This is a genomic window from Hydrogenophaga sp. (assembly GCF_019264445.1).
In the GTDB taxonomy this organism is placed as follows: domain Bacteria; phylum Pseudomonadota; class Gammaproteobacteria; order Burkholderiales; family Burkholderiaceae_C; genus Hydrogenophaga.
The window spans coordinates 1-12,059 of sequence record NZ_JAHVAB010000091.1 but is presented as its reverse complement, the minus strand read 5'-3'; the positions used below and the strand labels follow the sequence as shown (position 1 = coordinate 12,059).

The 12,059-nt window shown below is 68.6% G+C and carries 14 protein-coding genes; all 14 read right to left on the bottom strand.

Annotated features, from left to right (window positions below):
• The coding region (locus KXJ60_RS21640) for an MFS transporter (RefSeq protein WP_291132493.1) at positions 1 to 1,184 on the bottom strand (1,184 nt) is incomplete at its 3' end.
• Between the two features lie 84 nt (positions 1,185 to 1,268).
• Positions 1,269 to 1,637: a RidA family protein gene (locus KXJ60_RS21635; protein ID WP_291132490.1), complete on the bottom strand. Its 369-nt coding sequence runs from the start codon at positions 1,635 to 1,637 to the stop codon at positions 1,269 to 1,271.
• 16 nt (positions 1,638 to 1,653) lie between these two features.
• Positions 1,654 to 2,640, bottom strand: a complete 987-nt coding sequence (locus tag KXJ60_RS21630) for a tripartite tricarboxylate transporter substrate binding protein (protein WP_291132487.1) — start codon at positions 2,638 to 2,640, stop codon at positions 1,654 to 1,656.
• Between the two features lie 39 nt (positions 2,641 to 2,679).
• Positions 2,680 to 3,459: an SDR family oxidoreductase gene (locus KXJ60_RS21625; RefSeq protein ID WP_291132485.1), complete on the bottom strand. Its 780-nt coding sequence runs from the start codon at positions 3,457 to 3,459 to the stop codon at positions 2,680 to 2,682.
• Between the two features lie 6 nt (positions 3,460 to 3,465).
• Positions 3,466 to 3,906 carry a Rid family hydrolase gene (locus KXJ60_RS21620; RefSeq protein WP_291132482.1) on the bottom strand — a complete coding sequence of 147 codons (441 nt, stop codon included), beginning with the start codon at positions 3,904 to 3,906 and terminating at the stop codon, positions 3,466 to 3,468.
• Positions 3,906 to 4,241 carry a hypothetical protein gene (locus KXJ60_RS21615; protein WP_291132479.1) on the bottom strand — a complete coding sequence of 112 codons (336 nt, stop codon included), beginning with the start codon at positions 4,239 to 4,241 and terminating at the stop codon, positions 3,906 to 3,908. Before KXJ60_RS21615 ends, KXJ60_RS21620 begins: the two co-directional genes overlap by 1 nt.
• A gap of 5 nt (positions 4,242 to 4,246) precedes the next feature.
• The gene (locus KXJ60_RS21610; protein ID WP_291132476.1) at positions 4,247 to 5,233 is read right to left on the bottom strand and encodes a tripartite tricarboxylate transporter substrate binding protein; all 987 of its coding nucleotides are present in this window, start codon (positions 5,231 to 5,233) and stop codon (positions 4,247 to 4,249) included.
• Between the two features lie 8 nt (positions 5,234 to 5,241).
• Complete coding sequence (locus KXJ60_RS21605) at positions 5,242 to 6,714, bottom strand: aldehyde dehydrogenase (protein WP_291132473.1); 1,473 nt, start codon at positions 6,712 to 6,714, stop codon at positions 5,242 to 5,244.
• Positions 6,711 to 7,502, bottom strand: coding sequence for an aspartate dehydrogenase (locus tag KXJ60_RS21600; RefSeq protein ID WP_291132470.1), 792 nt, complete (start codon positions 7,500 to 7,502; stop codon positions 6,711 to 6,713). The genes KXJ60_RS21605 and KXJ60_RS21600 overlap by 4 nt, the downstream gene beginning before the upstream one ends.
• Before the next feature lie 19 nt (positions 7,503 to 7,521).
• Positions 7,522 to 9,195, bottom strand: a complete 1,674-nt coding sequence (locus KXJ60_RS21595) for a thiamine pyrophosphate-binding protein (protein ID WP_291132467.1) — start codon at positions 9,193 to 9,195, stop codon at positions 7,522 to 7,524.
• Positions 9,192 to 10,019, bottom strand: a complete 828-nt coding sequence (locus tag KXJ60_RS21590) for an IclR family transcriptional regulator (protein ID WP_291132464.1) — start codon at positions 10,017 to 10,019, stop codon at positions 9,192 to 9,194. Before KXJ60_RS21590 ends, KXJ60_RS21595 begins: the two co-directional genes overlap by 4 nt.
• Before the next feature lie 18 nt (positions 10,020 to 10,037).
• Positions 10,038 to 10,862, bottom strand: a complete 825-nt coding sequence (locus KXJ60_RS21585; protein WP_291132461.1) for an alpha/beta fold hydrolase — start codon at positions 10,860 to 10,862, stop codon at positions 10,038 to 10,040.
• Positions 10,863 to 11,154: 292 nt separating this feature from the next.
• Positions 11,155 to 11,652, bottom strand: a complete 498-nt coding sequence (locus KXJ60_RS21580; RefSeq protein ID WP_291132496.1) for a cupin domain-containing protein — start codon at positions 11,650 to 11,652, stop codon at positions 11,155 to 11,157.
• 248 nt (positions 11,653 to 11,900) lie between these two features.
• Positions 11,901 to 12,059: SDR family oxidoreductase (locus KXJ60_RS21575; protein ID WP_291132495.1), on the bottom strand; the 159-nt coding region annotated here is incomplete at its 5' end.

Genomic DNA, 12,059 nt, shown 5'->3' with positions numbered 1-12,059 from the left:
GCCCAAGCCATCAGCCCAATCGCCGCAATACCCGAAGCCAGCGACAAGCTCCCCGCCAGAAAAGACAGCAGCACCGGGCCGCAAGAAGACCCCACGTCAGACATCAGGCGCCACACGCCCAGGAAGTGGGCGCGGCCGTGGCGGGGGGAGTGGTTGGCGCCCAGGGTCATGATCATTCCGGAGCCGATGCCGTTGCCAAAGCCGATCGCCATCGAGGCGAGCAGCAGGGTGGTGAAGCCGGTGGTGAAGGGCATGGCGAGCAGCGCGGCGCCCATGATCGCCATGGAAGGCACGGCGACCCAGCGTGTGCCTTTCTGGTCCATCACCTTGCCCGCGGGGTAGAACAGCAGCATGTCGATGCCGCCGGCCAGGCCGTAGATGAGCGATGCCGCCGCAGGCGCCAGCGCCAGGTGGTCGGCCCACAGCGGTATGACCACTTGCCGCGACGCGCGCACCGCGCTCACCAGCACCACGCCCAGGCCGAGCGTGAGGAACACACGCCGGTGGTCCCGCAGGGTGGACGCGATGGTGGTGGCCGCCGGTGGGGCCTGGCCCGCCGGGGTGTGGTGGGTTTCCAGATCGGGGATGCGCGAGCCCAGCGCGGCCGCCGCCAGCACGCCCACCATGCCGATGCCGAAGGCGCCCGCCAGTCCCACCCCGTACACCGCCGCCGCGCCCAGAAAGGGGCCGATGAACATGCCGATGCGGCCCACGCCGCCCAGCGTGGACAGCGCCCGCGCGCGGTAGGCAATGGGCACGGCTTCGGCCAGGTAGCCCTGGCGCGCCAGGTTGTACACGGCGCGCGACATGCCCACCATGAAGCAGCCCGCCGCAAACAACGCCAGGTGCGACGTCCACACGCACAGCGCCATGCCCAGGCCGCTCCACAAGCCGGCCGCCACGATGGCCCAGCGCTCGCCCCAGCGCACGGTGATGAGCGAGGCGGGGATGTTGTTGAGCAGTGAGCCCAGGCCCATGAGCGCCATCACCAGCGCGGCCATGGGCACGGAGGCGCCCAGCTCGCGCGCCACCAGCGGAATGATGGGAAGAATGGCGCCTTCGCCCAGGCCAAACAGCAGCGACGGGCCATACACCGGCACCGCGATGCGCTTGAACGAAAACCCGTCGGGGGAGGTGCTGTCAGGCGTGGGGGGCGAGGGAGGCAAGGAAGGCGAAGGGGGCATGCGCAGCCTGAGGGCGTGAAGACCAAACGGGGACCGATTGTCGCCCTCCGTGGTCAGCCCGGCTGGCCACGGGTGCGATACCCATCAAGCCACGTAAGCCACGATCTCGATCTTCATCCCCGGCACTACCAGGGCCACGCCCGCGCTGGAGCGGTTGGGCCAGGGTGCGCGGAAGAACTCGCGGTACACGGCGTCGATGGCGGGCATGTCGGCCACGTCGGTCATGTAGATGAGCACCTGGGCCACGTCGTCCATGGTTTTGCCGGCGCGCTCCACGGCGCGCTGCAGGTTGCTGAAGGTCAGGCGCGCTTGCTGTTCGATGCTGCCGTTGGTGTCCACCGTGCCGTCTTCGCGCACCGGGCCGTGCGCGGTGTAGAGCACGCCGGCGGAGCGCACCATCCAGGAAAAGGGTTGCTTGAACGGCGGCAGGCCGACGTCGATCACTTCTTTCATGGCGGCGCTGCGGCGGTCAGTCGGCCATGATGCCGGTCTCGCGGATCACCTTGCCGTAGCGTTCGTTGTGGTACTGGTTGATCTTGGCCAGCGCGGCGGGTTCGCCCCCGGCGGGGATCAGCGCCATGGTGGTCATGCGGGCCTGCACGTCGGGCATTTTCAAAATTTCGTTCAGGTGGCCGTTGAGCGTGCGCACCACGTCGGCGGGCATGCCCTTGGGGCCCATGAAGCCTTGCCATGCGCCCACTTCCACGTCTTTCAAACCGGCCTCGGCGAGCGTGGGCACGTTGGGCGCCAGCGGTGAGCGCTGTGCATCGGCCACGGCGACCGCCACCAGCTTGCCCTGGCTGATGTACTGCGCCACGGGGCCGAGCGTGGTGTACATCATGGGCATGTGCCCGGCCACCACGTCGACGATGGCGGGGCCGCTGCCGCGGTAGGGCACCTGCGTGAGCTTGATGCCGGCGGCGCGGTTGAACATTTCACCCAGGATGTGCATGGGCGAGCCGCTGCCGGGGCTGGCGTAGTTGCCCACCTTGCCGCTCTTGGCGGCGGTCACCACGTCTTTCACGGTGTTCAGGCCCGAGCCCGCGTGCGCAATCAGAAACAGCGACTGCGTGCCCGCCAGCATGATGGGCGTGAACGCGGTGAGCGGGTCGTACACCGCGCCCGTGCCGGGCTTGAGCACCAGCGGTGCGGTGGCAATGGTGTTGGGCGTGAAGAGCAGGGTGTAGCCGTCGGGCGCGGCCTTGGCCACGAAGGCGTTGCCAATGGTGCCGCTGGCACCGGTCTTGTTGTCCACCACCACGGGCTGGCCCACGCGGGCCTGCAGCTTTTCGGCAAAGGTGCGGGCCAGCGCATCGGTGTCGCCACCGGGCGGGAACGACACGATCAGGCTGATGGGCTTGCTGGGGTAGGCCTGTGCCAGCGCGCTGCCGGCGGGCAGGGCGAGGGCGGCCACGGTGGCCAGGGCGGTGAGCAGCAGGGGGCGGCGCGTGGTCATGGGGGGTGTCTCCAGGGCTGGGGATGAAGGGCGCAGGCGCTAGAACACGCCCGGGAACGAGCCGCCATCGAGCAGGATGTTTTGCCCGTTGATGTAGCCCGCGTGCACGCTGCACAGGTAGGCGCAGGTGTGGCCGAGCTCGCTGGGCTGGCCCACGCGGTGCGCAGGGTGTTTGGCCATGCGCGCTTCGCGCACCTGCTCCGGCGTCTTGCCTTCGCGCTTGGCTTGCGCGGCAAAGTTGCTGGCCAGCCGGGCGGTGTCAAAGGTGCCGGGCAGCAGGTTGTTGATGGTCACGCCGCGTGCCACGGTGGTGCGCGCCAGGCCCGCCACAAAGCCGGTGAGGCCGCTGCGCGAGCCGGTGGACAGGCCCAGGCCGTCCACGGGCGACTTCACCGCGCTGGAGGTGAGGTTGACGATGCGGCCAAAGCCGCGCGCCATCATGCCGTCCACCGTGGCCTTGATGAGCTCGATGGGCGCGAGCATGTTGGCATCGAGTGCGCGGTGCCAGGTGTCGCTGTCCCAGGTGCGGAAGTCGCCGGGCGGCGGGCCGCCGGCGTTGGTCACGACGATGTCGAAATCGGGGTGCGTCGCGAAGATGCGCGCGCGCCCTTCAGCGGTGGTCACGTCGGCGGCCAGCCAGCTCACTTCTCCCGCGCCGTGCGCGGCCAGGCGGGCGGCGGCGTCCTTCAGCGGGCCTTCGGTGCGCGCCACGATGACGACGTGCACGCCGTCTTTCACCAGCGCTTCGGCACAGGCATAGCCCAGCCCTGCGCTCGCGCCGCATACCAGCGCCTTCTTGCCTGCAATGCCCAGGTCCATGGTGTTTCAGCTTTCGGTTGAGAGGGTCTGCGTTTGACGAAGGTCCACGTCGAGCCGCGCCCAGGCGTCGATCTCCACACGGAGTTCGGGGAACACCAGCGCCTGCACGGCCACCAGCGTGGCGCAGGGGTACACGCCGCCAAAGAAGTCGCGCCGCGCGCGGCCCACTTCGTCCTTGTCGGCGATGTCGGTGAGGTAGACCACGGTCTTGATGAGGTTGTGCTTGTGGCCCCCGGCAGCGCTCACCAGCGCTTCGAGTTTCTTCAGCACCACCAGCGTCTGGTCGTAGGCGCCCAGGGGCGCGCCGCGTTCGGCGGCTTCGCGCGTGGCGGGGTGGCCGGTCATGCCCGACATCACCACCTCCTGCCCGATGCGCCAGCCGTTGGTCCAGGTGGCGGTGGGCAGGTCGGGCACGCCGGGTGCCGCGATTTTTTCAGCGAGCGCCATCACTGCCCACCCTGGCGCACGCGTTCCTGGATGCGTTCGCGCACGGGCACGAAGTCGTAGGTGGGGTAGCACTCGGTGGTGAACACGCCCCATGCCGAGCGCTCCAGCTCCAGGTTCACCCGGCCCAGCAAGTGCGGCGGCACTTCGAGCGTGACGATCTGGCCCAGGCCCATGGCCACCGTCCACGACACCACGCGCGTGCCCTCCACCGGAAAGCGCTCCCACCAGCCGCTGGCCTTCAGCTTCGCCTGCACGTCGTCCAGCGTGAGGCCGGCGTGGTGCTTGAGCACGAGGGTGATGAGCACGTTGGCTTCGTTGGCGGGGGCGGCGCTCACGGCGTTCACTCCATGGTGATGTTGCGGGCCTTGATGACCTTGGCCCAGCGCGCGGTTTCGTCGCGAATGTGCGTGTCGAAGGCGGCGGTCTGCAGGTCCCACGCGCTCAGGCCCTGGCCTTGCAGGCGCTCGCGCACGGCGGGCTCGGCCAGGATGGCGGCAGCGTCGCGCGCCAGTTGGGCGGCCACATCGGGCGGCGTGCCGGCGGGGGCCAGCAGGCCGTACCACGAAGGCACCACCACGCCGGGCACACCCAGCTCGGCCAGCGTGGGGATCTCGGGGGCGGTGGGCGTGCGCACGCTGTCCGTCACAGCCAGCGCCACGAGCTTGCCGCTCTTGATGTGCGGCAGCACGGTGGGCAGGTTGCTGAACATCAGCGGCACGGTGCCACCGATGACGTCGTTGATGGCGGGCGGCGTGCCCTTGTAGGCAATGTGCAGGATGTCCACGTTCGCCTGCGACTTGAACAGCTCGCCCGCCAGGTGCAGGCCGCTGCCCACGCCGGGCGAGGCGTAAGAAAGCGCGTCCGGCTTGGCCTTGGCTTGGGCGATCAGCTCGGCCACGGTCTTGATGCCGGTGGCGGGGTTGGCCACCAGCACGTTGGGCGTCTTGGCCAGCATGGCCACGGGCACAAAGTCTTTCTGGATGTCGAACGGAAACTTCGGCATCAGCGTGGGGTTCACCGTGAGGTTGCCCGCCGGAATCACGAGCAGCGTGTGGCCGTCGGGCTTGGCGCGTTTCACCTTGTCCATGCCGATGTTGCCGGAGGCACCGGGCGCGTTGTCGACCACGGCCACCTGGTTGTAGCGCTTGGCCAGGCCATCGGCCAGCACGCGCGCCAGCGTGTCGATGGGGCCGCCAGCGGGGAAGGGCGCCACCAGCGTGAACTTGTCGGAGGCGAGCTGCTTTTCAGCGGCGGACTGCGCGTGGGCGCTGGTGCCCAGGAGGGCAAGAAGGGAAGCAAGGGCGATGAGGGATCTGCGTGACGTCATGGTGTTTCTCAAGTGGTTGCCCAGGGCATGGGCGATTCGTTCAGTCCCCAGTAAAAGCTCTTCTGGCTTGTGTATTCAAGAATGCCGAGGCGGCCTTTCTCCTGGCCGTAGCCGCTCATCTTCACGCCCGTGAACGGTGTGCTGATGGAGAAGACCTTGTAGGTGTTGATCCAGACCGTGCCGGTCTGCAGCGCGCGGCCGATGCGCCAGGCGCTTTTGAAGTCGCGCGTCCAGATGCCCGAGGCCAGGCCGAACATGTTGTCGTTGCACTGCGCGATCAGGTCGTCTTCGTCTTTCCAGGGCAGCAGCGCGAGCACGGGGCCGAAGATTTCTTCCTGGCACATGCGGGCGCTGTTGGGCAGGCCTTCAAAGATGGTGGGCAGGTAGTAGCTGCCGCCATCAAAGTAGCCGCCGCTGGGGCGCTCGCCGCCGCAGAGCACGGTGCCGCCTTCGTCGCGGCCCAACTGCACGTATTTCTCGACCGAAGCGCGGTGGCCCAGGTTCACCAGCGGGCCCATCTGCGTGCTCTCCAGCGAAGGGTCGCCCACGCGCAGTTGCTTCACGCCTTCCAGCAGGCGGGCCTTGAAGGCGTCGTACACGCTTTCGTGCACGAAGGCGCGCGAGCCGGCAATGCACGACTCGCCCGACGAGCTGAAGATGCCGTAGAGCACGCCGGCCACGGCGTGGTCCAGGTCGGCGTCGGGCATGACGATGGTGGGCGACTTGCCGCCCAGCTCCAGCGAGGTGGGCATGAGCTTCTCGGCCGCGAGGCGCTGGATGCCCATGCCGACGTTGGTGCCGCCGGTGAACGCAATGCGCTTGATCAGCGGGTGCTTCACCAGCGCATCGCCCACCACGCTGCCCTTGCCCGGCAGCACGCTGATGATGCCGTCGGGCACGCCGGCCTGCTGCGCAATGCGCGCCAGCTCGATCGCCATGCGCGGGGTTATTTCGGCGGGCTTGAACACCACGGCGCAGCCGGCCGCCAGCGCGGGCGCGAGCTTCTGCGCTTCGCTGGCAATGGGCGAGTTCCATGGCGTGATGGCGCCGACCACACCCAGTGGCTCGTGCACGCTCATGCTCAGGTAGTCGCCGCGCGACGGGGTGATGGCGTCTTCCCAGGTTTCGGCGGCGGCGCCAAAAAACTGGAAGGTGCCGGCGGCACTCGCCACCAGCGCGCGGCATTCCTTGATGGGCTTGCCGTTGTCCAGCCGCTGCAGCTGCGCCAGCTCCTCGCCGCGCTCACGAATGCCCTGCGCGATGCGGTACAGCATGCCGGCGCGTTCGTGGTGCTTGAGCTTGGCCCAGGCGGGTTGCTGGCGGGCGCGCTCGGCGGTCTGCACGGCCTCGTCCACATCGGCGGCGGTGGCGGCGTGCAGCCGGGCCACGGTGCTGCCGTCGTGCGGGTATTCGGTGGTGTATTCGGGGCCGGAGGCGTCGCGCCAGCGGCCGGCGAAGAAGCTTTGCAGTTTTTCGGTCATATCGTCACCGAGGAAGTGCGGTTGTGCAGGAAGCGCAGGGCCGAGAGCACCGTGAGCGCCGAGGTCTTGGGGTTGTCGGGCAGGGGCTTGCCACGCATGGTGATGCGCATTTCGCCGAAGGCGCCGCGCACGTCGATCTCGTGGATGTTCTCGGTCACGGTCGGGTCGGCAATGAGGCGCACGCGCGTGGCGTCCAGCCCCAGGCCGGCGAGCGACACGGTGGCGGCCACGTTGGCATTTTTGGGGTACAGCTGCGCGGCTTCGCGCGCCGAGGCTTCCAGGATCACCGTGGGCTCGGTGATGGTGCTGAGGTTGGTCACCTGTTCGGCCGGGCTGCCGCGCCAGCCCTCGGGCGGCTTGCGGCCGGTGTAGGTCACGCTGTCCAGGCCGGCGAGGCGGGCGGAGGCAATCGCGTCAATGCCGCCAATGGCACCGGCCAGCAGGTGCACGCGCGTGCCGCCGCGCTGCGCGGCGTCGGCCAGCTGCTCGGGCAGGCCGGCTTCGGACAGCGCGCCGATGGACAGCACCGCGCACTCCACGCCGCGCGCCAGGGCGGGCAGCACGTGGTCGGTGATCGCGCCGTGGCCAGCGCACTCCACCAGCAAGGCGGTTTCAGGGGGCACTTCGCTGCACACGGTCACACCCGTGCCCAGCGAGGCCTGGCATTCGGCCAGGTGGCCTTCAGACACCACCACGTGCGTGATGCGCACCGTGGGGTGGCCCGCCATGCGCGCGAGCAGCGTGCGGCCAATGGCGCCGCAGCCAATGAGCGTGACCTGCTGGATCATGCGAGCACCTCGGCGCGTGTCATGCCGCTTCCTTCTTCTTCGGTGGGCCGGCGAACTTCACGGCAAACGGGCCCCAGGCGTTCATGTCCACTTCCACCACCACCGGGCCGTTGCCCACGGCCAGTGCTTTCTGCAGCGTGTCTTTGGTGGCGGTGGGGTCGGCCAGCTTGAAGTGCGGCACCTGCAGGCTGGCGCAGAGCTGCGCGAAGTCGGGTGTGTGCAGTTCCACATAGGCGTGGCGGCTGCCGTAGATGTCGTCCTGGATGTTCTTGATGACGCCGTAGCGCTGGTCGTTCATCACGAGGAAGACCACGTTGGCCTTCTCTTGCGCCGCGCAGGCCAGCTCGCCCAGGTTGAGCATGAAGCCGCCGTCGCCGCAGAGCGACACGGTGCGCCGGCCGAGTGCGTGCTCGGCATCGGCCACGGCCGCGCCCACGCCCATGGCCAGGCCCTGGCCAATGCCGCCGCCCAGGGCGTGCACGCCGGCGCGCGGGTGGTCGAGCACCGGGGCGCGGTTGCCCCACATGCTGTTGGACAGCGTGATGTCGCGCACCCACCAGAGGTTCTTGCCCACCACCTCGCCCAGCGTGTTCTTGAGCTTGCTGTACTGGCCCAGCGTGCTGTCCACCAGCGAGGCGGCTTCGGCGCGCGCGCGCTTCACGTCGGCGGCCAGCTTGGGGTCGATCTGCATCTGGCCTTCGAGGCGGTCGGCCAGCGCGTGGAGCGTGAGCTCGGCGTCGCCGTGCACAAAGAGCTCGCTGCTGTAGCCGCGGTTGTCGGCCAGCGGGTTGGCGTCGATGCGGTAGCGCGTGGCGGGCAGCTTGAGCTTGTAGTTCAGCGTTTCGTTGCTGCGCAGGCGCGTGCCCACGGCCAGCATGGCGTCCACCGTTTCGTAAAACTCTTCGGCGGGCTTCTGCAGGTTGTAGGAGCCGAGCGTGGCGGGGTGGTCTTCGGGCACGATGCCCCGGCCCTGCACGGAAGACACCACCGCCCAGCCCATGGCCACCAGGCGCTGCGCGGCGGCGCTGGCGCCGCGTGCGCCGCCACCGAGCCACAGCAGCGGGCGCTGGGCGCCCTTGAGGCGCTCGGCCAGTGCGTCCACGGCGGCCAGGTTCGGCTGCACGCGTGGCACGGCCACGGGCGACAAGTCGGCTGGCAGATCGAGCTGCATCTTCTGCACGTCGATCGGGATCTCGATGCTCACCGGGCCGCAGGGCGGCGTTTGCGCCAGGCGCACCGCTTCGCGCAGCGTGGCCAGCGCGGTCTCGGGGTTGCGGATGCGGAAGGCGTCCTTGCCGACCGACTTGAGCATGGCCAGCTGCGCCGGGTGCTCGTGGATGTAGCCGAGGTCGCGGTCCAGAAAGTCGGACTCGATCTGCCCCGTGAGGTGCAGCAGCGGCGTGCCGGCGGTGATGGCTTCGACCATCGCGCCCGCCGCGTTGCCGCAGCCCGTGCCGGTGCTGGTGACACACACGCCCAGCGTGCCGCTCACCCGCGCATACGCGTCGGCCATGTTGCAGGCGCCGGCTTCGCCCCGCGCCGACACAAAGCGGATCTTCTGGCGCGTGTGGAACGCGTCGAGGATGGGCATGTTGTGGATGGAGATCACGCCGAAGGCGGCGCGCACGCCGCATTGCTCCAGGAAGCGGACGGCGAGTTCTCCCACGGTGATGCGGGGCTGGGTAGGGCTCATGCGACTTTTTTCTCGGAAGGTTTGGTTTGCCAGCCACCCCGGTTGGGGGAGTGGCTGATGCGTTCGGTGAGCTGGGCGGCGGCCTGGCGCACCTGGTTGACGAGCACGTCGAGCTCGCCGGGCTGCACGTTTTGCGCCGGCACGCTGATGCTCACGGCGGCAGCGACTTCGCCGCGGTCGTTGAACACCGGCGCGGCGATGGTGGAAATGCCGGTTTCAAAGCCCCCCTGGCTCACGCCATAGCCGTTGGCGCGGTCGTGGTCGATCAGCTTCTTGAGCTGCTCCACCGTGGTGGGCGTCTTGGGGGTGTAGCTGGGCAGCTCGGGCTCGGGGTAGAGCTGGCGTAGGGCGTGCAGGTCGAGGTCGCTCAGCAGCAGGCGGCCCAGCACGGTGGCGTGCGCCGGCAGGCGGGCGCCCACCTGAATGGAATGGAACAGCGCGCTGCGGCCCGCCACCTTGGAGATGAACACCACCTCGCGCGCATCGCGCACCACCAGGTGGGCCGAGTAGCCGCACTCGTCGCGCAGGGCTTCAATGACGGGGCGGCCGTGCTCGGTGAGTTCCATGGAGGCGAGGAACTCGAAGCCCAGGCGCAGCACGGCCAGGCCGAGCTTGTAGTAAGCGCCGTCGCCCACGCGCTCCACAAAGCCGCCTTGCTCCAGCGTCTGCAGCATCCGAAACACCGAGGCGCGCGGCAGGTCGAGGCGGCGCGAGATTTCGGCGCCGGTGAGCTCGCGCTCGTCGCGGTTGAACAGCATCAGCAGCTGCAGGCCGCGCATGAGCGCGGGCACGGTGTAGCGGTCGTCGTTCTTTTCGGTGGCCATGGTGTTTCCTCCTTGTCTTCAGTTCAGACCCAGCAGGGCGTTCACCGCGCCGGGGGCTTCGAGTGGGCACGCATGGCCCACGGAACCGAGATCATTCCATGGCACGCCTGCGGCGCCGGCCAGGGCCTGGCACGCAGCGGGCGTGGTGATGCCGTCTGCGCTGCCGCTGGCCACCGCCAGGGGCATGCGCAGGGTGGGCAGGTCGCTCGCAAGCGTGCCGTGTGCGAGCAGGCGCGCGGCCTGCGTGTAGCCTGCCGGAATCACCTGCGACATGCTCTCGCGCACAGCCTCCACCAGCTCGGGCGCGGCCGCGCTGGAGAGCATGGCCGCGCCACGCGCCTGCGCCATGCCTTGCGGGCCCAGGCGCTCCAGCGTGGCCAGGCGGTCGCGCAGTTTTTGCTCGCGCACGGCGGGCTCGGCGTTGCCGTAGCCACCGGCGGGTGCGAGCAGCACCAGGCGCTGCACGCGCTGCGGCGACAGCGCCGCCGCACGGCCCGCCATGAGCGCGCCCAGCGAATGGCCCACCAGCGTCACCGGCGTCACCACGCCCAGCGCATCGAGCCAGGCCCACAGGCGCTCGGCGTAGTCGTCGGCGCGCGGCCAGTCGGCGTTCACCGGGCTGCTGTGGCCATACCCGGGCGCGTCCCAAGCCAGCACACGCAGCGGCTGGCCGGCGGACGCGCTGAGCTGGTACGCCCAGCTGCCCGACGCCGACCCGATGCCATGCAACAGCACATGCGTCACCGCCTGCGCCGCGCCGCTCTCGCGGTACGACACGCGCGCACCGTCCGCCAGCACGGCGTCGCGCAGCGGATGGTGGGCCAGGGTTTGAAGAGGTGTCATGTCAGCGTGAAGGATGCGGTGTGTGAAGCGTGTTCATGTGTCCGTGCGGGCGAGGCGAACCTCCGTGCGGGCTGGGCGAATTTCTGTTTGGTCTGAGCGAAGTTCCGTTTGGGCTAAGCGAATTTCCGTACGGGCCGAGCAAATCTCCGTTCGGGCTGAGCAAATCTCCGTTCGGGCTGAGCCTGTCGAAGCCCATCCAGACCAAGACCGCGTGAAGGCTTCGACAAGCTCAGCCCGAACGGGAAAAGGCTCAGCCAGAACGGGTGATGACTCAGACCGAACGAATGGAAATTCACCTTTTGATTTTTGCCAGCGGGCTGTCAGGCGGGTAGGTCGGCGTGATGGGCTTGGGTGAACCCAGCATCACGCACATCAGCGCGTCTTCGTCGCCCACGTTGTGCTCTTCGCGGTACACGCCGGGCGGCACCGAGATCAGGTCGCGCTCACCGACGATGGTTTCCCAGCGCTCGCCGTCTTTCTCACACACCACCTTCATCGCGCCACGCATGACGAAGAAGATTTCTTCCACGTCGTAGTGGATGTGCGAAGGGCCGATGTTGCCGGCCGGGATCACCATGGTGGAGAAGGTGAAGTGCGCGGCGGGCACGGTGTTGGTGTCCTTGTTCACGCCGGTGCCGCCCGTGCCCACGTAGCGCATTTGCGCGCGGCGGTACTTGGGGTCGAAGTCGGCCTGGAACTTCAGGGCGTCCCAGTCGTAGCTGCGGGTGGACTTGCGCGCCACGCGGCTGTCCATCCACTGCGCAAAGCTCTGGCCTTCCTGGCGCATCATGGTGCGCTGCGTTTCCGCCTCAGGCGGGATGTTGGGGTCCATCAGGCCGCGTTCGTTGAACACGGGCGCGTTGGCCGCGGCGGTGGGTTTCTGGATGGTGGTGGTGCTCATGGGTTTCCTTTCAGAGAGATGGCGCGCGAGAGAGGCTGACCAGAAATGCCGAGGAACCGGCTTCGCCGGGCCTCAGGCATTGCCCCCTTGAGGGGGATTTGGATACACGAAGTGAGCAAGAAACGGGGGTGCTCATGTCAATGCATTGCAAAGCCGCCGTTGACGGGCAGCAGCTGACCGGTGATGAAGCCGCTGGACTGCGTCAGCAGAAACAGTGCCGCGGCGTTGACGTCTTCGGGGACTTGTGGCCGCTGGATCGCGCGGCCCTTGAGGTAGTAGTCGTGCCGCTCCTGCGG

Coding starts and splice junctions, on each gene's coding strand:
- KXJ60_RS21635 (WP_291132490.1), bottom strand. CDS start 1,637: ATGAAAGAAGTGATCGACGTCGGCCTGCCGCCGTTCAAGCAACCCTTT.
- KXJ60_RS21585 (WP_291132461.1), bottom strand. CDS start 10,862: ATGACACCTCTTCAAACCCTGGCCCACCATCCGCTGCGCGACGCCGTG.
- KXJ60_RS21625 (WP_291132485.1), bottom strand. CDS start 3,459: ATGGACCTGGGCATTGCAGGCAAGAAGGCGCTGGTATGCGGCGCGAGC.
- KXJ60_RS21630 (WP_291132487.1), bottom strand. CDS start 2,640: ATGACCACGCGCCGCCCCCTGCTGCTCACCGCCCTGGCCACCGTGGCC.
- KXJ60_RS21610 (WP_291132476.1), bottom strand. CDS start 5,233: ATGACGTCACGCAGATCCCTCATCGCCCTTGCTTCCCTTCTTGCCCTC.
- KXJ60_RS21620 (WP_291132482.1), bottom strand. CDS start 3,906: ATGGCGCTCGCTGAAAAAATCGCGGCACCCGGCGTGCCCGACCTGCCC.
- KXJ60_RS21605 (WP_291132473.1), bottom strand. CDS start 6,714: ATGACCGAAAAACTGCAAAGCTTCTTCGCCGGCCGCTGGCGCGACGCC.
- KXJ60_RS21580 (WP_291132496.1), bottom strand. CDS start 11,652: ATGATGCGCCAGGAAGGCCAGAGCTTTGCGCAGTGGATGGACAGCCGC.
- KXJ60_RS21595 (WP_291132467.1), bottom strand. CDS start 9,195: ATGAGCCCTACCCAGCCCCGCATCACCGTGGGAGAACTCGCCGTCCGC.
- KXJ60_RS21590 (WP_291132464.1), bottom strand. CDS start 10,019: ATGGCCACCGAAAAGAACGACGACCGCTACACCGTGCCCGCGCTCATG.
- KXJ60_RS21600 (WP_291132470.1), bottom strand. CDS start 7,502: ATGATCCAGCAGGTCACGCTCATTGGCTGCGGCGCCATTGGCCGCACG.